22 protein-coding genes and 1 riboswitch are annotated in these 21,733 nt (G+C 72.3%); of the genes, 6 read left to right on the top strand and 16 right to left on the bottom strand.

Annotation, left to right across the window (positions count from 1 at the left end; all coding sequences use genetic code 11):
• Positions 1-94: 94 nt before the first annotated feature.
• The 4 genes from ABT014_RS09390 to ABT014_RS09375 all read right to left on the bottom strand — a co-directional run bounded on the left by ABT014_RS09390 (position 95) and on the right by ABT014_RS09375 (position 3,880).
• Positions 95-784, bottom strand: coding sequence for an SDR family oxidoreductase (locus ABT014_RS09390; protein WP_350638071.1), 690 nt, complete (start codon positions 782-784; stop codon positions 95-97).
• A 101-nt stretch (positions 785-885) separates the two neighbouring features.
• Positions 886-1,416: an LOG family protein gene (locus ABT014_RS09385; RefSeq protein WP_350638070.1), complete on the bottom strand. Its 531-nt coding sequence runs from the start codon at positions 1,414-1,416 to the stop codon at positions 886-888.
• Positions 1,417-1,466: 50 nt separating this feature from the next.
• Positions 1,467-2,606, bottom strand: a complete 1,140-nt coding sequence (gene mnmA / locus ABT014_RS09380) for a tRNA 2-thiouridine(34) synthase MnmA (protein WP_350638069.1) — start codon at positions 2,604-2,606, stop codon at positions 1,467-1,469.
• A gap of 89 nt (positions 2,607-2,695) precedes the next feature.
• Positions 2,696-3,880, bottom strand: coding sequence for a cysteine desulfurase family protein (locus tag ABT014_RS09375; protein WP_350638068.1), 1,185 nt, complete (start codon positions 3,878-3,880; stop codon positions 2,696-2,698).
• 133 nt (positions 3,881-4,013) lie between these two features.
• On the opposite strand from ABT014_RS09375, the gene ABT014_RS09370 reads away from it, so the two are divergent.
• On the top strand, positions 4,014-4,826 hold the full coding sequence (locus ABT014_RS09370) for an IclR family transcriptional regulator (protein ID WP_350638066.1): 813 nt from the start codon (positions 4,014-4,016) through the stop codon (positions 4,824-4,826).
• On the opposite strand, the gene ABT014_RS09365 is transcribed toward ABT014_RS09370, so the two are convergent.
• The 9 genes from ABT014_RS09365 to ABT014_RS09325 form a co-directional block, all read right to left on the bottom strand.
• A complete protein-coding gene (locus ABT014_RS09365; protein WP_350638065.1) occupies positions 4,762-5,421 on the bottom strand; it encodes a trimeric intracellular cation channel family protein in 660 nt (219 codons plus the stop codon). The two genes, ABT014_RS09370 and ABT014_RS09365, sit on opposite strands and share 65 nt — an antisense overlap.
• A gap of 92 nt (positions 5,422-5,513) precedes the next feature.
• The gene (locus ABT014_RS09360) at positions 5,514-6,293 is read right to left on the bottom strand and encodes a ferritin-like domain-containing protein (RefSeq protein WP_350638064.1); all 780 of its coding nucleotides are present in this window, start codon (positions 6,291-6,293) and stop codon (positions 5,514-5,516) included.
• Between the two features lie 240 nt (positions 6,294-6,533).
• On the bottom strand, positions 6,534-7,586 hold the full coding sequence (locus tag ABT014_RS09355; RefSeq protein ID WP_350638063.1) for an ABC transporter ATP-binding protein: 1,053 nt from the start codon (positions 7,584-7,586) through the stop codon (positions 6,534-6,536).
• Between the two features lie 28 nt (positions 7,587-7,614).
• On the bottom strand, positions 7,615-8,703 hold the full coding sequence (locus tag ABT014_RS09350; RefSeq protein WP_350638062.1) for an ABC transporter ATP-binding protein: 1,089 nt from the start codon (positions 8,701-8,703) through the stop codon (positions 7,615-7,617).
• Positions 8,700-9,698, bottom strand: a complete 999-nt coding sequence (locus ABT014_RS09345; protein WP_350638061.1) for an ABC transporter permease — start codon at positions 9,696-9,698, stop codon at positions 8,700-8,702. The genes ABT014_RS09350 and ABT014_RS09345 overlap by 4 nt, the downstream gene beginning before the upstream one ends.
• Positions 9,699-9,818: 120 nt before the next feature.
• Positions 9,819-11,591, bottom strand: a complete 1,773-nt coding sequence (locus tag ABT014_RS09340) for an ABC transporter substrate-binding protein (RefSeq protein WP_350638060.1) — start codon at positions 11,589-11,591, stop codon at positions 9,819-9,821.
• Between the two features lie 113 nt (positions 11,592-11,704).
• Positions 11,705-12,697, bottom strand: a complete 993-nt coding sequence (locus ABT014_RS09335) for an ABC transporter permease (protein WP_350638059.1) — start codon at positions 12,695-12,697, stop codon at positions 11,705-11,707.
• 611 nt (positions 12,698-13,308) lie between these two features.
• Complete coding sequence (locus ABT014_RS09330; protein WP_350638108.1) at positions 13,309-14,121, bottom strand: enhanced serine sensitivity protein SseB C-terminal domain-containing protein; 813 nt, start codon at positions 14,119-14,121, stop codon at positions 13,309-13,311.
• 244 nt (positions 14,122-14,365) lie between these two features.
• A complete protein-coding gene (locus tag ABT014_RS09325) occupies positions 14,366-15,154 on the bottom strand; it encodes an enhanced serine sensitivity protein SseB C-terminal domain-containing protein (protein ID WP_350638058.1) in 789 nt (262 codons plus the stop codon).
• Positions 15,155-15,312: 158 nt separating this feature from the next.
• Positions 15,313-15,417, top strand: a riboswitch (glycine riboswitch).
• A gap of 176 nt (positions 15,418-15,593) precedes the next feature.
• Between ABT014_RS09325 and gcvT the strand changes: the two genes are divergently transcribed.
• The 4 genes from gcvT to ABT014_RS09305 all read left to right on the top strand — a co-directional run bounded on the left by gcvT (position 15,594) and on the right by ABT014_RS09305 (position 20,037).
• A complete protein-coding gene (gene gcvT, locus ABT014_RS09320; RefSeq protein WP_350638057.1) occupies positions 15,594-16,712 on the top strand; it encodes a glycine cleavage system aminomethyltransferase GcvT in 1,119 nt (372 codons plus the stop codon).
• A 77-nt stretch (positions 16,713-16,789) separates the two neighbouring features.
• Positions 16,790-17,170: a glycine cleavage system protein GcvH gene (gene gcvH, locus ABT014_RS09315; RefSeq protein WP_350638056.1), complete on the top strand. Its 381-nt coding sequence runs from the start codon at positions 16,790-16,792 to the stop codon at positions 17,168-17,170.
• An 86-nt stretch (positions 17,171-17,256) separates the two neighbouring features.
• A complete protein-coding gene (gene glyA / locus ABT014_RS09310; protein ID WP_350638055.1) occupies positions 17,257-18,525 on the top strand; it encodes a serine hydroxymethyltransferase in 1,269 nt (422 codons plus the stop codon).
• Positions 18,526-18,669: 144 nt separating this feature from the next.
• Complete coding sequence (locus ABT014_RS09305; RefSeq protein ID WP_350638053.1) at positions 18,670-20,037, top strand: L-serine ammonia-lyase; 1,368 nt, start codon at positions 18,670-18,672, stop codon at positions 20,035-20,037.
• A 72-nt stretch (positions 20,038-20,109) separates the two neighbouring features.
• On the opposite strand, the gene ABT014_RS09300 is transcribed toward ABT014_RS09305, so the two are convergent.
• The 3 genes from ABT014_RS09300 to ABT014_RS09290 all read right to left on the bottom strand — a co-directional run bounded on the left by ABT014_RS09300 (position 20,110) and on the right by ABT014_RS09290 (position 21,236).
• Complete coding sequence (locus ABT014_RS09300; protein ID WP_350638052.1) at positions 20,110-20,439, bottom strand: hypothetical protein; 330 nt, start codon at positions 20,437-20,439, stop codon at positions 20,110-20,112.
• A complete protein-coding gene (locus ABT014_RS09295) occupies positions 20,436-20,705 on the bottom strand; it encodes a hypothetical protein (RefSeq protein ID WP_350638050.1) in 270 nt (89 codons plus the stop codon). Before ABT014_RS09295 ends, ABT014_RS09300 begins: the two co-directional genes overlap by 4 nt.
• Before the next feature lie 159 nt (positions 20,706-20,864).
• Positions 20,865-21,236 carry a DUF1801 domain-containing protein gene (locus ABT014_RS09290; protein ID WP_350638049.1) on the bottom strand — a complete coding sequence of 124 codons (372 nt, stop codon included), beginning with the start codon at positions 21,234-21,236 and terminating at the stop codon, positions 20,865-20,867.
• A 150-nt stretch (positions 21,237-21,386) separates the two neighbouring features.
• Between ABT014_RS09290 and ABT014_RS09285 the strand changes: the two genes are divergently transcribed.
• The gene (locus ABT014_RS09285) at positions 21,387-21,710 is read left to right on the top strand and encodes a YciI family protein (protein ID WP_350638047.1); all 324 of its coding nucleotides are present in this window, start codon (positions 21,387-21,389) and stop codon (positions 21,708-21,710) included.
• The last annotated feature ends 23 nt before the right edge of the window (positions 21,711-21,733 follow it).

Genomic DNA, 21,733 nt, shown 5'->3' with positions numbered 1-21,733 from the left:
GTCCGCAGGGGGTTCTGGGTGCTGTCGGTGCTCTCGGTGCTCACCCGCCCGAGCCTAGTGCGCGAGCACCCGCACGATCACCGCGAAGGCCCGGTCAGGCTCCCGGGCGGACGGTGATCTCGGTGATCGCGGCGTCGCGGGGCAGGTCGAGGGCGGTGAGGACGGCGGTGGCGACCGAGGCCGGGTCGATCCAGCGGCTCGGGTCGTACTCCTTGCCCTCCTGGTGGTGGACCTTGAGCTGCATCGGGGTGGCGGTGCGGCCCGGGTAGACCGAGGTGACCCGGACGCCGTTCTCCTGCTCCTCGGCGCGCAGCGCGTCGGCCAGCGCCCGCACGGCGAACTTGCTGGCCGCGTAGCCGCTCCAGTTGGCGTCCGCGCGCAGCCCGGCCCCGGAGTTGACGAACAGCACCTGGCCGCGGGCCTGGCGCAGCGAGGGCAGGAAGAGCCTGGTCAGCTCGGCGGGGGCGACCGCGTTGACGTTCAGCTGGTACTGCCAGGCCTTCACCGGCAGGTCGCCGACCGTGCCGAGCTCGACCACCCCGGCGATGTGCAGCAGGGCGTCGACCTCCACCGGCATCTCCTGCTGGCCGAGCGCCCAGGACAGCTTGGCGGGGTCGGCGAGGTCGCCGACCAGGGTGCGGGCGCCGGGGTAGCGGGAGCGCAGCACGGCCGCGCGCCTGGCGTCGCGGGCCAGCAGCCACAGCTCCTCGCCGCGGGCGGCGAGCCGCTCGGTGACGGCCGCGCCGATGCCGGAGCCGGCGCCGGTGATCAGGTGTACACCCATGATGTCCCTCGGGTCGTGGTGGCGGTGTCCGCGCGGGTCGCGGCGGGCGGCCGACGGCGGCCGGGGCCGGGCGGGGCCGGCCGGAGCGCTCCTCGGGCCGGTCAGCGGGCCCGGTCGAGCCGGTCGAGCACCTCGGCCGGGGTCCGCGCGAAGGTGATCAGCTCGGCGAGCGGACGGGGCAGGAAACCCTCCGCGTCCATCCGCTCCAGCTGGGTGCGCAGGCCGGCGTAGAAGCCCTCGGTGTCGAGCACCACGACCGGCTTGTCGTGCAGGGCGTGCTTCTTCAGCTCCAGCACCTCGGTGACCTCGTCCAGCGTGCCGAGCCCGCCGACCAGCACCACCACGGCGTCGGCGCGGGCCAGCAGCTGCGCCTTGCGGGCGGCCAGGTCGACGGTCATCACCAGCTCGTCGGCGCCCTCGTAGGTCTTGTGGGCGAGCAGCTCGACCGAGATGCCGACCAGCCGGCCCCCGGCCTCCTTCACCCCGTCGGCGAGCAGGCCCATCAGGCCGGCGTGCGAGCCGCCCCAGACCAGGGTGTGGCCGCCGGCCCCGAGCAGCCGGGCGAACTCGGCGGCGGGGGCAGTGTAGTGGGCGTCCAGCGAGTACGCGGAGCAGAAGACGGTGATGTTCATGATGGCCTCAGGTCTACCACGGCCGGCGGCGCGCCCGGGAACCCGTCGGCTCAGGCCGGGACGCCGCGCCGCTCGGTGGCCGCGATGGTGGCCGAGCCGACCACCCGGGTGCCGTCGTAGAGCACCACGGCCTGGCCGGGCGCGATGCCCCGGACCGGCTCGGCCAGCCGGACCACCAGCTCCTCGCCGACCACCGCCGCGGTGACCGGCACCTCGCCGCCGTGCGCCCGCAGCTGCGCGGTGTACGCGGCCTCGCCGACCGGCGCCGCGCCGCACCAGCGCGGCCGGATCGCGGTCAGCCCCAGCACGTCCAGCCCCTCGGCGGGGCCGACCGTGACGGTGTTGTCGACCGGCGAGATGTCCAGCACGTAGCGCGGCTTGCCGTCGGCGGCCGGGCGGCCGATCCGCAGGCCCTTGCGCTGGCCGATGGTGAAGCCGTAGGCACCGTCGTGCTCGCCCAGCTTGCTGCCGTCCACGTCCACGATGTCGCCGGTGGCGGTGCCCAGGTGCTTGGCCAGGAAGCCCTGGGTGTCGCCGTCGGCGATGAAGCAGATGTCGTGGCTGTCGGGCTTCTTGGCGACCGCGAGACCGCGCCGCTCGGCCTCCTCCCGGATGGCGTCCTTGGTGGTGTCGCCGAGCGGGAACATCGAGTGCGCCAGCTGCTCGGCGTCCAGCACCCCGAGCACGTACGACTGGTCCTTGGCCGGGTCGACGGCGCGGTGCAGCTCGCGCCCGCCGTCCGGGAGGTCGACGACCCGGGCGTAGTGGCCGGTGCAGACCGCGTCGAAGCCGAGCGCGACGGCCTTGTCCAGCAGCGCGGCGAACTTGATCTTCTCGTTGCAGCGCAGGCACGGGTTGGGGGTGCGGCCGGCCGCGTACTCGGCGACGAAGTCGTCGATCACGTCCTCGCGGAAGCGCTCCGCGAGGTCCCAGACGTAGAACGGGATGCCGATCACGTCGGCGGCCCGGCGGGCGTCGCGGGAGTCCTCCAGGGTGCAGCAGCCGCGGGCGCCGGTCCGGAAGGACTGCGGGTTGGCGGCGAGCGCCAGGTGCACCCCGGTCACCTCGTGGCCGGCCTCGGCGGCGCGGGCGGCGGCCACGGCGGAGTCGACCCCGCCGGACATCGCGGCCAGCACGCGCAGACGGCGGCCATCGGACGGGGCGGTCGGGGCACCGGGGAAGTCACTCATGATGCGACCAGCGTACGTGCTCGCGCCGGGCGGGCGGTAAGGGAATGCGGCTGCCGGCCGCCCCTGGGCACCGGCCCCGCCGGTGCCGCTCAGCGCCGGGCCGCCGCCGCCAGTCCGGCGTTGCGGGCCCGCTCCACGGCCGGGGTGATCGCCGCGGTCAGCGCCTCGACGTCGGCCCGGGTGGAGGTGTGGCCGAGCGAGAACCGCAGCGAGGCGCGGGCCAGCAGCGGATCGGCGCCCATCGCCAGCAGCACGTGGCTGGGCTGCGGCACCCCGGCCGAGCAGGCCGAGCCGGTGGAGCACTCGACGCCCTGCGCGTCCAGCAGCATCAGCAGCGCGTCCCCCTCGCACCCGGGGAAGGAGAAGTGCGCGTTGGCGGGCAGCCGGCCGGCCGCCGCCGGGTCGCCGTTCAGGACGGCGTCCGGCACCGCGGCGCGGACCGCGGCCACCAGCTCGTCGCGCAGCGCGCCGACGCCGGCCGCGTACGGCTCGCGGCGGGCCACGGCCAGGGCGGCGGCGGTGGCGAAGGCGGCGGCGCCGGGCACGTCCAGGGTGCCGGAGCGCACGTCGCGCTCCTGGCCGCCGCCGTGCAGCAGCGGCACCGGGTGGGCCTGACGGGCCAGCACCAGCGCGCCGACCCCGTACGGGCCGCCGATCTTGTGGCCGGTGACGGTGAGTGCGGTCAGCCCGGACTCCGCGAAGGAGACCGGCACCTGACCGAGCGCCTGCACCGCGTCGGCGTGCATCGGGATGCCGAACTCGGCTGCCACCGCGGCGAGTTCGGCGACCGGCTGGAGGGTGCCGACCTCGTTGTTGGCCCACATCACGGTGACCAGCGCGACCGAGCCGGGATCGCGCTCGATCGCCGCGCGCAGCGCCTCGGGGTGCACCCGGCCGAAGCCGTCCACCGGCAGGTAGTCGACCAGCGCGCCCTCGTGCTCGGCCAGCCAGTGCACCGCGTCCAGCACCGCGTGGTGCTCGACCGGGCTGCACAGCACCCGGCGGCGGGCCGGGTCGGCGTCCCGGCGCGACCAGTACAGGCCCTTCACCGCGAGGTTGTCCGACTCGGTACCGCCGCCGGTCAGCACGATCTCGCTCGGGCGGGCGCCCAGCGACTCGGCGAGGGACTCCCGGGACTCCTCGACCACCCGGCGGGCCCGGCGGCCGGCCGCGTGCAGGGAGGAGGCGTTGCCGACGACACCGAGCTGCGCCGTCATGGCGGCGACAGCCTCGGGCAGCATCGGAGTGGTCGCGGCGTGGTCGAGGTAAGCCATAGCGGGACCAAGTGTAGGCGTCGCCGCGGGGGCGACCGGCCGAACACCGTCCCTGGGTCACGATTTGGCCATTGCACCCCCTGCAACGCGCGATTAGCCTCCTGCCACTGCCGGGCGTGGAGGGGGGGACGTGATGTCCCAGACGGTGGACCGGGCGTTGACCATCCTGGCGGCCCTCGGGGAGGGGCCGAGCTCGCTGGAGCAGGCGGCGAACCGGATCGGCGTGCACAAGTCGACGGCCCTGCGGCTGCTGCGCACGCTGCAGGAGCACGGCTTCGTCACCCGCCAGAGCGACCACCGCTACCGCCTCGGCGGCCGGCTGTTCTCGCTCGCCCAGCAGGCGCTGGAGACCATCGACATCCGGCAGGTGGCCGCGCCCTACCTGGCCTCGCTCAACGAGCGCTACGGCCACACCGTGCACCTGTCGGTGCTGGAGGACGGCAAGGTGCTGCACCTGGACAAGGCGCAGAGCCGCTACCCGGACTGGCCGGGCCCCCGGCTCGGCCCGGACGGCCGGTTCGGCCACCGCGCACCGGCGGTCGCCAGCGCGATCGGCAAGGTGCTGCTGGCCGATCTGCCGGACGACCAGCTGACGGCGTTCCTGACGGCCCAGCAGGCCGGCGGCCAGGAGATCGGCTCGACCGCCGACTTCCGCGCCGAACTGGCCGCCGTACGCCGCCGGGGCTGGTCGATGGACGAGGCCGACGGGCCGGCCGCGGTCGGCCTGATCGCGGCACCGATCGCCGGCACCGAGGGCCGGGCGATCGCCACCTGTTCGATCTCCGCCCCCGCGTACGAGGCCTCGACGGCCGAGCTGAGCCGGCTGGTGCCGGAGCTGCTGTGCACGGTGGAGGCGATCTCGCTGGCCTACGGCGGGACGCCTACTCCTCGCTGGTGCGAGAACCGTTGCGGTGCCAAGCACGCGGAGCGCGCCAGCCGTACCTGAGCGCCAGCATCCGGATCACGAACGCGCACAGCGCGGCGGCCGAGGCGTTCAGCGAGGTGAGGCGGTCGGTGGCGATCAGCACCGCGACCACGGTGGACCCGATCAGCGCGGGCACGGCGTAGATCTCGCGGTCCCAGCGCAGCAGCGAGGGCTGTTCGGTGGCGAGCACGTCGCGGATCACGCCGCCGCCGGCCGCGGTCAGCATGCCGAGCGCGACCGAGGCCACCGAGCCCAGCCCGTAGTCGTGCGCCTTGATGGTGCCGGAGACGCAGAACAGGCCGAGGCCGGCCGCGTCCAGGGTCTGCACCGCCGTGTTGATCCGCTCCACCTGCGGGTGCAGGAAGAACACCACCACCCCGGCGGCCAGCGGGGTGGAGAAGTAGCCGAGGTTGGTGAAGGCCGCCACCGGCGTGGCACCGATCACCAGGTCACGCATCACCCCGCCGCCCAGCGCGGTCGCCTCGGCGAGCACGCAGATACCGAAGATGTCCATGTTCTTGCGGACGGCCAGCAGGCCGCCGGACAGGGCGAAGACGAAGATGCCGACCAGGTCCAGGGTCTGCTGCACCCCGGGCGAAAAGATTTGCGATGTCACCGGCTCAGTGTCCATGCCGGCTCCGCGGGCCGCCCAATCGGCCGCCGGCCCGTCCGGTGCGGGGCGCCCGGGCGCCCGGCACCGGGGCGGGCTCAGACGAAGGACTCACGCGGCGGCGGGCCGCCCAGGGCGTCCAGCCGGTCGGGCATCTTCAGCGTGGTCATCCGGTGCCACCCGCCGATCAGCTCGTAGGCGAACACGCCGTGGATCCCGGCGGCCAGCACCGCCGACTTGGCGGTCGGCCAGCGCAGGATCCGCCCCATGTGCGCCATCACCGCGAGGCTGACGTCCCGGTAGGTGCGGATCTCCGCCCGGGCGGTCTCCTGGAGGGTCTGCAGGATCCGCCGGCCGTGCCCGGCGGCGGCCAGCCGGAGCAGTTCCTCGTGGCAGTAGGCGAGGTGGTTGTCCTCGTCGTCGGAGATCATGCGCACCGCCCGGCCGAGCTCCGGGTGCTGCCCGAACACCTTGCGCAGCAGCCGCATCTGCTCGGAGGCGCGCTGCTCGGTGACCCGGCTGTGCGCCAGGTAGGTGATCACGTCCGCCTCGCCGAGCGGCTCGTCCCGGCGCAGCCGGTTGTGCGCCAGACCGATCCCCTGGCGCTCCAGCATCATCGTGTAGTCGGTGTCGTCCGGGACCTCGACCGGCGCGAGCCCGCGCTTGTGCAGCAGCGCGTTGAAGATCCGGCCGTGCTTGTCCTCGTCGGCGCCGTGCCGGGCGATCCGCGGCGCCAGCCACTGGTCCGCCACCAGCCGGGAGATCCGGCCGTTCTCCCAGCCGCCCTGGTCCTCGCCCTTGGCCGCGATGGAGCAGAACAGCTGGAACGCCTCGTCGTGCGCGTGGATCTCCTGGAACAGACTGCGTGCGGACAGCACCGGACAGACCTCCCAGCTGCCCGGCCGGGGTCGGGCGTCGATCGGATCGCAACACCGCTCAGTGAACGCAGCGGGCCGCCCCGCCCGCAACAGCAGCGGCCGCCGCCTGCTCCGTACGGAGGACCACCCGTCCCGCAGAAGGCCTACCGCGGGCCGCCGGCGGCCCCGGGAGCGGGCACGGCGAAGGCCCGGACGCGCGCACGCGTCCGGGCCCCGTCCGGATCGTTCGGACCGACCGGATCAGCCGGTCGCCTCGGTCGCGGTCACCGGGTTCTCCGGGAAGTGGCAGGCCACCTGGTGGCCGCTCTTCGCCGCGACCAGCGGCGGCTCCAGGCTGGAGCAGACGTCCTGCGCCTTCCAGCAGCGGGTCCGGAACCGGCAGCCGCTCGGCGGGTTGAGCGGCGAGGGCACGTCACCGGTGAGCAGGATCCGCTCGCGGCGCTCCTTGCGGCGCGGGTCCGGGACCGGCACCGCCGACATCAGCGCGTTGGTGTACGGGTGCATCGGCGCCCGGTACAGCGAGTCCCGGTCGGCGATCTCGACGATCTTGCCGAGGTACATCACCGCGACCCGGTCCGAGACGTGCCGGACCACCGAGAGGTCGTGCGCGATGATCAGGTAGGTCAGGCCGAGCTCCTTCTGGAGGTCGTCCAGCAGGTTCACCACCTGCGCCTGGATCGACACGTCCAGCGCCGACACCGGCTCGTCCGCCACGATCATCTTCGGCCGCAGGGCGAGCGCGCGGGCGATGCCGATGCGCTGGCGCTGGCCGCCGGAGAACTCGTGCGGGTAGCGGTTGTAGTGCTCCGGGTTGAGGCCGCAGAGCTCCAGCAGGTCCTGGACCTGGCGCTTGAGGCCGTGCTCGCTCGGCACCTTCTGGAGCCGGAACGGGGCGCCCACGATGGTGCCCACGGTCTGCCGCGGGTTGAGCGAGGAGTACGGGTCCTGGAAGATCATCTGGATGTCGCGGCGCAGCGGCCGCATCGCCCCGACGCCCAGGTGGGTGATGTCGGTGCCCTCGAACTCGATCTTCCCGCCGGTGGGCTCGTCCAGCCGCGTGATCAGCCGGCCCATGGTCGACTTGCCGCAGCCGGACTCGCCGACCACGCCGAGGGTCTCGCCCGCGTTGACCGTGAAGTCGATCCCGTCCACCGCGCGCACCGCGCCGGTCTGCCGGCGCAGCAGGCCCTTGGCGATCGGGAAGTGCCTGGTCAGACCGGTCACCCGAAGCAGCGGCTCCTGGTCGCCGGCGGGCGCGGGTGCGGGGATCGTCGCCGTCGATGAGTCCGTCATCGGTTCTCTCCAAAGGGGTGGTACGTGCTCACAGCCGGGGCGCGATCTCTTCGGTGAAGATCCGGTGGCGTTCGGCGATCGGCAGGTGGCAGGCGGCGAAGTGCCGCGTGGCGGCCTCGGCCAGCACCGGACGCTCGGTGGTCGAGCGACCGCCGGTCTGCTCCGCGTACGGGCAGCGCGGGTGGAAGGCGCAGCCGCTCGGCACGTTGATCAGGCTGGGCGGGGAGCCCTTGACCGGGATCAGCCGGTCCTGGAGCTCGCGGTCCAGCCGCGGCATCGAGCCGAGCAGGCCCCAGGTGTAGGGGTGCTCGGGCGCCTCGAACAGGGTCGCGGCGGGGCCGCGCTCCACGCACCGGCCGCCGTACATCACCAGGATGTCGTCGGCGAGCTCGGCGACCACCCCGAGGTCGTGGGTGATGATGATGACGGCCGAGCCGAACTCCTGCTGGAGGTCGCGGATCAGGTCCAGGATCTGGGCCTGCACGGTGACGTCGAGGGCCGTGGTGGGCTCGTCGGCGATCAGCAGCGAGGGGTCGTTGACCAGCGCCATGGCGATCATCGCGCGCTGGCGCATGCCGCCGGAGAACTCGTGCGGGTAGGCGTCCACCCGCTTGTCCGGCTGCGGGATGCCGACCCGGTCGAGCATCTCGATCGCCCGCTTGCGGGCGTCCTTCTTGCTCGCCTGCGGGTGGTGCGCCCGGTAGGCCTCCACGATCTGGGTACCGATCGTGTAGTACGGGTGCATCGCGGTCAGCGGGTCCTGGAAGATCATGGCCATCTTCTGGCCGCGCAGCCGCCGGACCCGGTCGGGGTCGGCGGAGATCAGGTCCTCGCCGTCCAGCCGGACCTCGCCGCTGATCTGCGGGGCGCCGCGCTTGGTGCCCATCCGGTGCAGGCCCATGATCGACAGCGAGGTGACGGACTTCCCGGAGCCCGACTCGCCGACGATGCCGAGGGTCTTGCCCTGCTCCAGGTCGAAGCTCAGCCCGTCGACGGACTTCACCAGGCCGTCGTCGGTCGGGAAGTGCACCTTGAGGTCGCGGACCGAGAGGAAGGCCGAGGAGGTCTTCCCGGTGCCCGTGTCCACCGGCGTGATGGTCTTCTCGGTGTTGCTCATGCCAGCCTCACCCGGGGATCGACAACGGCGTACAAGACGTCAACCAGCAGGTTGGCCAGGATGATGAAGAAACCGGCGAAGAGGGTCACACCCATGATCACCGGTAGGTCGCTGGCGCTGATCGCGGCGACCGCCTCGTAGCCGAGGCCACGGAAGTTGAAGGTCGTCTCGGTCAGCACCGCGCCACCGATCAGGCCGCCGAGGTCCATGCCGAAGACGGTGAGGATCGGGGTCAGCGTGGATCGCATGGCGTGCTTGCCGATGACGGTCCGCTCGGTCAGGCCCTTGGCCCGCGCGGTGCGGATGTAGTCCTCGCCGAGCACGTCCAGCAGGGTGGCCCGGGTGAGCCGGGCGTACGTCGCCGCGTACAGGAAGGCGAGCGTGATCCAGGGCAGCACCAGGTTCTGGAACCACATCAGCGGGTCGGTCCCGAGCTCGACGTAGTCGTGCGGGAACCAGCCGAGCTGGTAGACGAAGATCGCGCTGGCCAGCATGCCGGTGAAGTAGATCGGCAGCGAGACGCCCGCCAGGGCGGTGGTCATCGCGAAGCGGTCCAGCAGGGTGCGGCGGCGCAGCGCCGAGACGACACCGGCCAGGGTGCCGAAGACCAGCCAGAGCACCGAGGCGCCGGCCGCGAGCGAGGCGGTCACGCCCAGCCGGTCGAGCAGGACGGGCCAGACCTCCTGCTCGGTCTTGAAGGAGTAGCCGAAGCAGGGGGCCGCGCAGTGGGTGACGTCGACGCCGGTGCTGTAGTCCCGGCCGACGAACAGCCCCTTCAGGAAGAGGAAGTACTGCTCGACGATCGACTTGTCGAGGCCCATCTTGTGGCGGATGCCCTCGACCGCCGCCTTGTCGGCGATCTTGCCGACGTACAGCAGGGCCGGGTCGCTGCCGGTGAGCTTCGGCACCATGAAGAAGATGCCGAAAGTGACCGCGGAGACCACCAGCAGCATGGCGACGACGTTGATGAGCCGTCGGATGAAATACACGAGCACTGCGGTCGACCCCGCCCCCGGCCGGCCGGGAACCCCGGTGGGGGTTCCCGGCCGACCCGGGCGGAGCCTTCACCTGCCCTTCGGACTAGCTGTGCGAACTACGGGAGCGGGCGGGGCAGGTCACTTGCCGTCGGAGACACCGAGCGCCTGGAAGTCGACCTCGCCGAAGGCCTGGTTGACGAAGACGTTGGTGAGCCGCGGGTTGCGGTAGTTCAGCGCCTTGTCGGCCACGATCGGCAGGTAGACCGCGGAGTCGGTCACCTTGTGGTTGATCTTCTTGTAGAGCTCGGCGGCCTTGGCCGGGTCGGTCTCCGCGGCGGCCTGGTCGAACCAGGCGTTGACCTCCGGGTCGTCCGTCTCGGCGTAGTTGCTGTTGCCGTTCTTGACGATGAAGCGGCCGTCCATGAGGGGCTGCATGTAGCCGGCGCCGTTCGGGTAGTCGGCGCCCCAGCCGACGACCAGCAGGCCGTAGTTCTTGCTGTGCACGACGTCCGGCGCACCGGCCACCGAGGCCAGCAGCTTGCCGTCGTACTGGTCGACGGTGACGTCGACGTTGATGGCCTTCAGCGCGGTCTGGAGGGCAACCGCGGAGTTGACCTCCTTCTCCTTGTTGCCACGGACCGCGATGGTGGTCTTGAAGCCGTCCGGCTTGCCGCAGGCCGCCAGCTCCTCCTTGGCCTTGGCCAGGTCGGGCTTGCCCTTGGTCAGGCCGAACGGGTCGTAGTCGTCCGAGCCGAGGATGTTCGGGGGCAGCATCGAGCCGTAGGTCGAACCGGCCACCGAGCCACCGCGGGCGGTCTGCAGGGCGGTGGTGTCGGCCGCGTACAGGACCGCCTTGCGGCAGTGCTCGTTGTCGAACGGCGCGACCTTGGGGACGATCGTGAAGTAGCGGATGAAGCCGTTGTACGGGTCGTCCGTGTTGGCCTTGAGCGCCGGGTCCTGCAGCACCTTGACCTGGGCGGCCTGGGAGAGGCCGGTCTGGCTGAAGTCGATGTCCGCGCTGCCGTCGAGCAGGCGCGCGTCCATGTCGTCGGCGTTGGAGGTGATGGTCAGCTTGACGGTGTCCGGCAGCGCCTTGCGGAACGGGTCGGTGGCCGCGTCCCAGCTCTCGTTGCGGACCAGCTCGACCGACTTGCCGGGCTCGATCGACTTGAACTTGTACGGGCCGGAGGAGACCGGGTGGTCACCGTACTTGCTGCCGGTGTCCAGCTTCTGCGGGACCGGCGAGGCCGAGCCCATCGCGAGCAGGTACGGGAAGGAGGAGTCGGCCTTGTCCAGGTGGAAGACGATGGTGGTGTCGTCCGGGGTCTCGACCGTCTTCAGACCGAGCTTGTTCGGGTCGGTGTCGGTGTAGGGGCCCTTGTAACCCTGGCCCTGGTCCAGCGAGTTGATCAGGTAGGTCGGACCGCCGGAGACGACGTCCTGCGCGAAGATGCGCTCGATGCCGTACTTGATGTCCTTCGAGGTGATCGCCGAGCCGTCCTCGAACTTCACGCCGGGCTTCAGCTTGAAGGTGTAGGTCTTGCCGTCGGCCGCGATGGTCGGCTGGTCGGCGGCCAGGTCGGGAACGAGCTTCAGGCCGTCCTTGCCCGGCTTGGCGTCGAAGGCCAGCAGGGTGCGGGCGTAGAAGCGCTCGAAGTTCCAGACCGAGGCGTAGTAGGCGCGGCCCGGGTCCCAGGAGTCGGCATCCGTGCTGGTCCAGAGGTTGAGGGTGCCGCCCTTCTTGTCGGACGGGTTCACCACCTTCTCGGCAGCGGCGTTGAAGCCCGCGGCGGCGGCCTTGGTGGCCCCGCCGTCACCGGTGCCGCCACCCTTGCTGCCGCCGCACGCGGCGGTGGTGAGGGCCAGCGAGGCCACCAGGGCGGCGGCGGCGAGCGTCCTGTTACGCGTCATGGGAACTGAATCCTCCTGGAGATGTGCGGGCCCGGACGGTCCGCCGGGGCTGACGCCCCGTGGGGGTGTGGCAGGAACGGACAAGCCCTGCCGGGACTGAGGACTGTGCGGGCTCAGGTGCCCTTGGGGTCGAGCGCGTCACGCAGGCCGTCACCGAAGAGGTTGAAGGCGAGCACGGTGACGAAGATGGCCACACCGGGGACGACCATGTAGGTCGGGTCGGCCTGGTAGATCTTGGTCGCGGCGGACAGCATCTGACCCCAGGACGGCGTGGGCGGCTTGACGCCGGCGCCGAGGAAGCTGAGTGCGGCCTCGCTGAGGATGTTGGTGGGGATGATCAGGGTCGCGTAGACCAGGATCGGTGCCACCAGGTTGGGCAGCAGCTCGCGGAAGAGGATGTGCGCCCGGCCGGCGCCCAGGCTGCGCGCCGCGTCCACGAACTCGCGGTGCCGCAGGGAGAGGGCCTGGCCGCGGACGATGCGTCCGATGTAGGGCCAGCCGAAGAAGCCGATCACCAGGACCAGGATGCCCATCCGCAGCAGGCTACCGTCCAGTCCCAGAAGGGAGTTGGGCATCACCGAGACCAGCGCGATGCTGAACAGCAGCTGCGGGAAGGCGAGCAGCACGTCCATCACCCGGCTGATCACCGAGTCGACCCAGCCGCCGAAGTAGCCGGCCGCGATGCCCATCACCACGCCGATCACCACGGAGACGATCGCCGCGGAGAAGGCCACGCCCAGCGAGATCCGGGCGCCGTAGATGATCCGGCTGAAGACGTCCCGACCGAAGGTCGGGTCCACGCCCAGCAGGAAGTCGCTGCTCATCCCACCGAAGGGGTGGTTGGGCAGGCCCAGGTCGGGGTTGATCTGGTCCGGGTGCGGCTCGTCGACCGGGTGGCCGAACAACGCGGTGAGGACCGGGGCGAAGAGCGCCACCAGGATCAGCAGGATCACCACGATGCCGCCGGCCAGGGCGACCTTGTCACGCTTCAGGCGGTCCCAGGCGATCCGGCCGGGGGACCGTCCTTCGATCTTCTTGGACGGGCCGGCGGCCGCGACGGGCGTCGCCTCGGCCTCGGGACCGGTGGTCTCGGTGGGTGTGCTCATGAGTCAGTTCGTTCCCCTCGCCGACGGTGGCCGGCCCACGGTGTCGCCTCCCCCGGCCGGGTCCGGGCCCGGTCCGGGCCTGGCCCCGGGTGGCCCGGGATCGTGACAGGTGCGTGTGCAGAGCGGTGCGGTGGTACCGAAAACCGTTGCGGCGGTGCAGAGTTCGTTTTCAGGGGGAGCCGGCCGCTGACTCGGCGTGGGGGTCGGGTCAGAGGAGGCTGGACTTCGGATGGTGCCGGTGGTGCGGGGCGGTGCAGATGTGCGCGGTGCGGCCCGACGGAATGCTCGTCGCACGGACCTGTGACTTCGGCTGGCGCGCTCGCCTTCGTGGGGCTCGTTCACGCGCTCTGCATTGCGCAGAACTCTGTGTCATTCGGACAGCTTTGCGCCAGACCCCACCGGTGAAGGATGCCCAACCGTGATCTGCCCGCATGCACGACTGTTTCCACCGCATATCGCTCTTCACACAGCGGTTACTCGCCTGTCAAGACGCATGCTGACGGAAGGTCGCCAATGGCGGAGAACTGCCAGGTGGCCGCCGCCCGGGCAGCACGGAGCACCCGCCCGGGAAAACCCGTCGGGTGCTCAGGGAAATGGTGTACGAACCTGTTTCAGCGGCCGGGGTAACCGGGCCACGGCTGCTGCTGCCAGCCCGCCACGGACTGCCCGTGCTGCGGGGGCGGATAGCCGTACCCCGGATACGCCGGGGGTGCGGCCTGCGGGTGGCCGTAGTGGCTCTCCCGGTCGAAGATCGGGCGCGCGTTGGCAAGCAGCCACATCGCGACCGGGTCGAACTCGTCGGCCAGCATCACCGTGGACACCGCGGTGCCGTCCGGCACGTGCGCGACCGCGCGCTGGACCAGCGCCCGGGCCGCCTCCACCGCCGGCGGCGAGGTGTCGTACAGGTCGAGGCCGATCGCCAGGTACGGCTCGCCCAGTGCGGGCCGGACCCAGGCCTGGCGCAGCGCGCGCAGCGGGCGGACCTCCGCGGCCTGCCGGACCAGCACCTCGTAGAACTGCGGCGCCTGCAGCTGCGGCTCGCCGAGCTGGAGCGGCCCGGCCGGCAGCCGGTCCAGGCCGACCGCGATCCGGCGCAGGTCGGCCCAGGGCACGCCGACCCCGCCGCCGGGCACGTGCGGGTCGAGCCACAGGCCCCAGCGGGTGCGGTAGAGCGCGTTGGCGATCTCCAGGCCGGAGATCACCTCGTGGCCGCGGGCCCAGCCGCTGGCGGTGAGCTGCCCGGGGGAGGTGACCGCCGGGGCGTAGCCGTGGCCGCCGATGTCCATGTTCCCGTACTGGGCGTCCGGGCTGCCGGGCTGCCCGTGCCAGAGCAGCATCCAGACCTGGCCCTCGGCCAGCGCGCGCAGCAGTGCCTCGTAGGCCTCGTACCGCTCGGGCGCGACCTGGCCCAGGGCGCGCTCGATCGCGCCCGGGTCACCACCGGGACGCGCCGCGCCGGCCGGGCCCCACTGGCCCGGCGCGCTGCCGCCTGCCGCTCCCGCGCTCACGCGTCCACCTCGCTCTCGCCCGTCCCGTCGCCTGCGCGCCCCCCGCCGCGCGGGGTCGTCGGCAGCAACCCTATTGGGCCGGGCCGACGAACGTCATACCGCCATCCCCTACCGGAGAGTTGCTCCCCCGCCCGGCGACCGGCCCGGCGCCGCCCGTGGATCAGCCCCGGACGTAGAACGGCCGCACCCGGGCGAGCAGCCAGTCGACCACCGGGTCGGCGGCCAGGTCGAGCAGCACCAGGTGGACGCCCCAGGCCGGAGCGGCGGTCGCGAGCGCCCGGCCGAGCGCCTCCCCCACCCGGGCCGGGTCGGCCGGCAGCCCCGGGTCGAACTGCACGCCCAGGTAGAGCAGGGTGGCCTCGCCCTCCACCTTGGCCAGCGCCCGGCGGGCCGTCAACACTTCCGGCAGCAGCGCGAGTTCGGCGCCGGCCGCAGCCAGGAAGGCGTACGGCTCCTGGTGCGGCTCGGGCTCCTTCAGCGCCACCCGGGCGCCCTCCAGGACGGCCTCCCCGCGCTCGCCCTGCGGCCCGCGGCGCAGCTCCCCCACGCCCTCCGGCGGCACCGGGATGCCCACCGGCGCCTCGGGGTTGACCGCGATCCCGATCCCCAGCGGCAGCCCGCGGGCGAACTCCCACATCGGCGCGATCGCGAACGCCATCCCGGGCGCCTGGCGCAGGAACTCCTCCTGCGAGGAGAACACCGGCACGTACGGGGCGCCGGCCAGCTCGATGGTGGGCAGGTCCAGCGACTCGCCCTGGCGGTCCGCGCCGGCCGGCAGCGGGATCCAGACCTGGCTGCGGGCCAGCACCTCGATCACCCGTGGCGTGGCGCCCGGGTCACCGAGCGCCGCGGTGAGCACCTGTTCCAGCTCGTTGACCGGCCAGCTCCCGCCCTCGGGAGCCGAGCCCGGCTCCGTCCAAGGCTGCGCCTCGCCCGCCGGGTACCCCATCCGCTTGTGCCCCTTCCAACCTGGCCGGGCGGGCCACCTGCCGCGCGGCCCGTGCGCCGGCCGAACGACCGTCCAGCAGAGCGTATCGCCCGGCCCCCCTCCCCCCGGGCCCCACCGGCATGCCATGATGACCCCGATCCAACTTCATACTGGCCGCTCGAACCCGCGCGGGAGAGTCCGGAGTGCCTGATGCAGGCAGGGCCGGCGCCGAAGGAGCAAGTCCTCCCCGGAATCTCTCAGGCCACCCATACCGCCCGGGCTAGGCACATCTGGAAAGTGGACACGGCCGCGCCGTGCGCCCACCCACGGTGCAAGCCGCCATCCTTGGTTGCGGTGAAGCTCTCAGGTTGTGACGACAGACGGGGAGACTCCGCCCCCGCATGCCCGCGTCCAGACGCGGGTGCGCTCCTGTCAGTGCCAGCCGAGGAGTCCCGCCACCATGTCCCTGCGCCACACCGCACTCGACGCCCTGCACCGCTCGCTGGGCGCCACCATGACCGACTTCGCCGGCTGGGACATGCCGCTGCGCTACGGCTCCGAGCGCGAGGAGCACCTCGCGGTCCGCACCAGGGCCGGCCTGTTCGACCTCTCGCACATGGGCGAGATCACCGTCAGCGGCCCGCAGGCCGGCGAGCTGCTGGACCACGCGCTGGTCGGCTTCATCTCCGCGCTCGGCGTGCTGCGCGCCCGCTACACGATGATCTGCCGCGAGGACGGCGGCATCCTGGACGACCTGATCGTCTACCGCACCGGCGAGACCGAGTACATGGTGGTCGCCAACGCCTCCAACGCCCAGGTGGTGCTGGACGCGCTGACCGAGCGGGCCGCGGGCTTCGACGCGGTGGTCCGCGACGACCGCGACGCCTACGCGCTGCTGGCCGTCCAGGGCCCGGAGGCGAACGGCATCCTGGCCTCGGTGACCGACGCCGACCTGCCCGGCCTCAAGTACTACGCGCTGCTGCCCGCCACGGTGGCCGGCCGCCAGGTCTGGCTGGCCCGCACCGGCTACACCGGCGAGGACGGCTTCGAGATCTTCTCCGCCCCGGCCGACGCCGAGCACCTGTGGCAGGCGCTGACCGAGGCCGGCGCCGACAAGGGCCTGGTGCCGTGCGGGCTGTCCTGCCGCGACACCCTGCGCCTGGAGGCCGGCATGCCGCTGTACGGGCACGAGCTCTCCACCGACCTGACCCCGTTCGACGCCGGCCTCGGCCGGGTGGTCCGGTTCGACAAGACCACCAACGACGGCGAGTTCGTCGGCCGCAAGGCGCTGGAGCAGGCCGCCGCCGCGGCCGAGTCCAACCCGCCGCAGGTGCTGGTCGGCCTGGTCTCCGAGGGCAAGCGCGTCCCGCGCGCCGAGTACGCCGTGGTCTCCGCCGACGGCACCCCGATCGGCCGGATCACCTCCGGCTCGCCCTCGCCGACCCTGGGCAAGCCGATCGCCATCGCGTACGTGGACGCGGCGCACGCCGCCCCCGGCACCGCGGTCGCGGTCGACGTCCGCGGCAAGCACGAGCCGGTCGAGGTCGTCGCGCTGCCGTTCTACAAGCGCGCCCGCTGAGGCCCACGCACCCCCGGTTCCGGTCCGCACAGCGGACTGCTTCGCCCTACCCTCTTGCGATCCTGGAGAATGACGTCATGAGCAACCCCACGCACCTGCAGTACACCAAGGAGCACGAGTGGCTGACCGCGGCTGACGCGGACGGCGTCTCCACCGTCGGCATCACCAAGCACGCCGCCGACGCGCTCGGCGACATCGTGTACGTCCAGCTCCCGGAGGTCGGCGAGACCGTCACCGCCGGCGAGACCTGTGGTGAGCTCGAGTCCACGAAGTCGGTCAGCGACCTGTACTCGCCGGCCACCGGCGAGATCGTCGAGATCAACCAGGCCGTCATCGACGACCCGGCGCTGGTCAACGGCGAGCCGTTCGAGGGCGCCTGGCTGTTCAAGCTCAAGGTCGAGGCGACCGACGAGCTGATCGACGCCGAGGCCTACACCGCCTTCACCACCGGCGGCTGACCACCGCGTGCAAGGGGGCCGGCCGCAGCGCGGCGGGCGGCCCCTTCCCCTCAGGTAACCGCCCAGCCCTACGGGAAGACCCCATCATGACGGTTCTCAACCAGTCCCTGCACGCGCTCGACCCGGAGATCGCGACCGCGGTCGACGCCGAGCTGCACCGCCAGCAGACCACCCTCGAAATGATCGCCTCCGAGAACTTCGCCCCGGTGGCGGTCATGGAGGCCCAGGGCTCGGTGCTGACCAACAAGTACGCCGAGGGCTACCCCGGCAAGCGCTACTACGGCGGCTGCGAGCACGTCGACGTGGTGGAGCAGATCGCGATCGACCGGATCAAGGAGCTGTTCGGCGCCGAGCACGCCAACGTGCAGCCGCACTCCGGCGCGCAGGCCAACGCCGCCGCGATGTTCGCCCTGATCCAGCCGGGCGACACCATCCTGGGCCTGAGCCTGGCGCACGGCGGCCACCTGACCCACGGCATGAAGATCAACTTCTCCGGCAAGCTCTACAACGTGGCCGCGTACCACGTCGACGAGAAGTCCGGCCGGGTCGACATGGCCGAGGTCGAGCGCCTGGCCAAGGAGCACCAGCCGAAGCTGATCGTCGCCGGCTGGTCCGCCTACCCGCGCCAGCTGGACTTCGCCGAGTTCCGCCGCATCGCGGACGAGGTCGGCGCGCTGCTGATGGTCGACATGGCACACTTCGCCGGCCTGGTCGCCGCCGGCCTGCACCCGTCCCCGGTGCCGTACGCGGACGTGGTCACCACCACCACCCACAAGACCCTGGGCGGTCCGCGCGGTGGCGTGATCCTCTCCAAGGCGGAGTGGGCCAAGAAGATCAACTCCGCGGTCTTCCCGGGCCAGCAGGGCGGTCCGCTGGAGCACGTGATCGCCGCCAAGGCGGTCTCCTTCAAGGTCGCCGCCTCGCCCGAGTTCAAGGAGCGCCAGCAGCGCACCCTGGAGGGCGCCAAGATCCTCGCCGAGCGCCTGCTGCAGGCCGACGCCACCGGCGCCGGCGTCTCGGTGCTCTCCGGCGGCACCGACGTGCACCTGGTGCTGGTCGACCTGCGCAACAGCGAGCTGGACGGCCAGCAGGCCGAGGACCGGCTGCACGAGGTCGGCATCACGGTCAACCGCAACGCCGTCCCGAACGACCCGCGGCCGCCGATGGTCACCTCGGGCCTGCGGATCGGCACCCCGGCGCTGGCCACCCGCGGCTTCCAGGCCGAGGACTTCCGCGAGGTCGCCGACATCATCGCCGAGGCGCTGCTGCCCGCCTTCGACGAGGCCAAGGCCACCGCGCTCAAGGCCCGCGTCACCGCGCTGGCCGAGAAGTACCCGCTCTACCCGAACCTGTAGTTCACCCGGGGGTAGGGCGGGGGACCCCGCCCCACCCCCCGGTTCTCCGGGGCACCGCGCACACTGGAACGTGGTCGCGGTGCCCCGCGCCGTGTCCGCACGCCCCCCAGCACGTCTCCACGAGACCAGACAAGGACGTCCCCCGTGGCCATCAGCGTCTTCGACCTCTTCTCCATCGGCATCGGCCCATCCAGCTCGCACACCGTCGGCCCGATGCGGGCCGCCCGGATGTTCGCCCGCCGCCTGAAGTCCGAGGGACTGCTGGCCCAGGTCACCTCCGTCCGGGCCGAACTGTTCGGCTCGCTCGGCGCCACCGGCCACGGCCACGGCACCCCGAAGGCCGTCCTGCTCGGCCTGGAGGGCAACTCGCCGCGCACCGTCGACGTCGACCAGGCCGACCTGGACGTGGACCGGATCAAGGCCGAGAAGCGGCTGCGGCTGCTGGGCGTGCACGAGATCGGCTTCGACCCCGACACCCAGCTGGTGCTGCACCGCCGCAGGTCGCTGCCCTACCACGCGAACGGCATGACCCTGTGGGCGTTCGACGCCGAGGGCGCCACCGTGCTGGAGAAGACCTACTACTCCGTCGGCGGCGGCTTCGTGGTCGACGAGGACGCGATCGGCGCCGACCGGGTGGTGCCGGACGACACCGCGCTGCGCTACCCGTTCCGCACCGGCGAGGAGCTGCTGCGGCTCACCCGGGAGACCGGGCTGTCGATCTCCGGCCTGATGCTGGAGAACGAGAAGGCCTGGCGCACCGAGGCCGAGATCCGGGCCGGGCTGCTGGAGATCTGGGGCGTGATGCGCGAGTGCGTCGCCGCCGGCATGACCCGCGAGGGCATCCTGCCCGGCGGCCTCAAGGTCCGCCGCCGCGCGGCCTCCGGCGCCCGGGCGCTGCGGGCCGAGGGCATCGGCCCGGCCAACGCGATGGAGTGGGTCACCCTCTACGCGATGGCCGTCAACGAGGAGAACGCCTCCGGCCAGCGGGTGGTCACCGCCCCGACCAACGGCGCGGCGGGCATCATCCCGGCCGTCCTGCACTACTTCCAGAACTTCATCCCCGGCGCCGACGACGACGGCATCGTCCGCTTCCTGCTCGCGGCCGGTGCGATCGGCATGCTCTTCAAGGAGAACGCCTCCATCTCCGGCGCCGAGGTCGGCTGCCAGGGCGAGGTGGGCTCGGCCTGCTCGATGGCGGCCGGCGGCCTCGCCGAGGTGCTCGGCGGCAGCCCCGAGCAGGTCGAGAACGCGGCGGAGATCGGCATCGAGCACAACCTCGGCCTCACCTGCGACCCGGTCGGCGGCCTGGTCCAGATCCCGTGCATCGAGCGCAACGGCATGGCCTCCGTGAAGGCCGTCACCGCGGCCCGGATGGCCCTGCGCGGCGACGGCCGGCACCACGTCTCCCTGGACAAGGCGATCAAGACCATGAAGGAGACCGGCGCCGACATGAAGATCAAGTACAAGGAGACCAGCCGCGGCGGCCTCGCCGTCAACGTCATCGAGTGCTGATCCCCCACCCCGCCCGCCCCTGACCCCCCGCCCGGCAGCCCGCCGGCCGGGGGCCTCGGGGAGGGCCGTGCGTCAGAAGCCCTCGGGGTAGTCGTCCGTCCGCACCACTCTGGCCACGTAGAAGCCCGGTCCGTACGGGGTCTCCGTCGCGTGGTACTGGACCAACCCGAGATCCCGCACCAACGGGGCCAGGTACGCACCCGGCAGGCCCGGGATCTCCTCGGCGTGCTCCGGGTGCCCGCCACCGTCCACCGTCTCGCGGAGACCGACCAGGAAGGCCGCGATCGCCGACACCACGTCCGGCGGCGTCACCTCGTAGTCGAAGACTTCCTGCACCTGGGGCGACAGGGTGATCGGGTCGTGGGCGTCGTCGCCGTCGTACGGGTCGTCCCAGTCGCTCACCGCGGACCGGTCTCCCGCAGGACCGCCGACAGTGCCCGCCCGGGGGCCGTGCCCTGCTGGACCGCGGCATGCACGCGCGCTGTCGCCGGGTCGTTGTAGACCTCCAGCCGCAGCCGCCAGCGGCGCAGCACACCCGCGATCTCGTCCTCGTCGGCCGAGCCCATGTCGCGGTAGAAGGCCATCCGCTGGGAGGGCGGCAGCGCGGCCCCGATCTCGTCCTGCGTCCGGGGATGCAGGCGGTGGGGCTCGGTGGGCTGTACGGTCATCGGCTCCTCCTGCTCCGAACCGCGCCGACCCTCCTGCAGGAGATCCGGGCGGATGGCCCCAACTCTAGCGAGCGGGGGGCACGACCGGGGCGATCACTGCGTGACCGGACCTGCGACCCACGCTGTGCGCGGGGAACGTGCGCGGGGAACGTGCGCGCCTCACGCCGCCGCCGGTGTCTCCAGGGCGCGGGCGGACTCCAGCCAGGTGGTGAAGAGGCGGGGGTCGAGGTCGGTCGCCGTGCGGAGCTTGACCGCGGCCATCGCGCGGGTGCCGGGGGTGAGGCGGCCGGAGGGGTCGGGGATCTCCTGGCCGCGCCAGAAGCCGAAGGTCAGGTGGCCGGCGTAGGCCTTGAGGTAGCAGACCGGGGCCTGGCCGGGGGTGGCGCCCAGGCTCCAGACCGGGTGGCCGTGCCAGAGCACGCCGGCGCCCGGCAGGGCGGCCTCGACCAGCGGCAGCAGGCGGTCGGCGAGCTCGCGCTGCGCCTCGGGGAGGGCGGCGAGGTAATCCTGCGGGGTGGTGGGCTTCGACATGTCCGGTCTCCTTCTCGGTCGGTCCGTCCGGGCTTCTCGCTGACACGTCGAACCGGTGATGCGACAGGGAACGTCGGGATTCCCTGTCACATCGGGCTGTTCGACGTCAGGCCGGAAGCACCGACCGAGCACCCCACGAAGGAGCACCCCATGCGGTACCTGATGACCACCAAGGCGTCCGACACCGCGCCCGACCAGGCGCTGTTCGCGGAGATGGCGAAGTTCGTCGAGGAGCTGTCGGCGGCCGGCGTGCTGCTCGCCACCGGCGGCCTGGAGCCCGGCGGCCTGCTGGTCTCCTCGCAGGGCGGCGAGATCACCGTGACCGACGGGCCGTTCGCCGAGGCGAAGGAGGCGGTGGCCGGCTTCGCCCTGATCGAGGTCCGGTCCAAGGAGGAGGCGCTCGAGCTGGCCCGCCGCTTCCGCCGGATCGTCGGCGACGGCGAGAGCGTGATGCAGCAGGTCTTCGGCCCCTGACCGGAGCCGGCCGCAGCCGGACC

Source organism: Kitasatospora sp. NPDC094015 (assembly GCF_040304075.1).
Taxonomy (GTDB): Bacteria; Actinomycetota; Actinomycetes; order Streptomycetales; family Streptomycetaceae; genus Kitasatospora.
This window is presented reverse-complemented; position numbering and strand designations above follow the sequence as displayed.

Coding starts and splice junctions, on each gene's coding strand:
- ABT014_RS09325 (WP_350638058.1), bottom strand. CDS start 15,154: ATGGGGTACCCGGCGGGCGAGGCGCAGCCTTGGACGGAGCCGGGCTCG.
- glyA (WP_350638055.1), top strand. CDS start 17,257: ATGACGGTTCTCAACCAGTCCCTGCACGCGCTCGACCCGGAGATCGCG.
- ABT014_RS09375 (WP_350638068.1), bottom strand. CDS start 3,880: ATGGCTTACCTCGACCACGCCGCGACCACTCCGATGCTGCCCGAGGCT.
- mnmA (WP_350638069.1), bottom strand. CDS start 2,606: ATGAGTGACTTCCCCGGTGCCCCGACCGCCCCGTCCGATGGCCGCCGT.
- ABT014_RS09290 (WP_350638049.1), bottom strand. CDS start 21,236: ATGTCGAAGCCCACCACCCCGCAGGATTACCTCGCCGCCCTCCCCGAG.
- gcvH (WP_350638056.1), top strand. CDS start 16,790: ATGAGCAACCCCACGCACCTGCAGTACACCAAGGAGCACGAGTGGCTG.
- ABT014_RS09350 (WP_350638062.1), bottom strand. CDS start 8,703: ATGAGCAACACCGAGAAGACCATCACGCCGGTGGACACGGGCACCGGG.
- ABT014_RS09370 (WP_350638066.1), top strand. CDS start 4,014: ATGTCCCAGACGGTGGACCGGGCGTTGACCATCCTGGCGGCCCTCGGG.
- ABT014_RS09340 (WP_350638060.1), bottom strand. CDS start 11,591: ATGACGCGTAACAGGACGCTCGCCGCCGCCGCCCTGGTGGCCTCGCTG.
- ABT014_RS09355 (WP_350638063.1), bottom strand. CDS start 7,586: ATGACGGACTCATCGACGGCGACGATCCCCGCACCCGCGCCCGCCGGC.
- ABT014_RS09285 (WP_350638047.1), top strand. CDS start 21,387: ATGCGGTACCTGATGACCACCAAGGCGTCCGACACCGCGCCCGACCAG.
- ABT014_RS09390 (WP_350638071.1), bottom strand. CDS start 784: ATGGGTGTACACCTGATCACCGGCGCCGGCTCCGGCATCGGCGCGGCC.
- ABT014_RS09295 (WP_350638050.1), bottom strand. CDS start 20,705: ATGACCGTACAGCCCACCGAGCCCCACCGCCTGCATCCCCGGACGCAG.
- ABT014_RS09385 (WP_350638070.1), bottom strand. CDS start 1,416: ATGAACATCACCGTCTTCTGCTCCGCGTACTCGCTGGACGCCCACTAC.
- gcvT (WP_350638057.1), top strand. CDS start 15,594: ATGTCCCTGCGCCACACCGCACTCGACGCCCTGCACCGCTCGCTGGGC.
- ABT014_RS09335 (WP_350638059.1), bottom strand. CDS start 12,697: ATGAGCACACCCACCGAGACCACCGGTCCCGAGGCCGAGGCGACGCCC.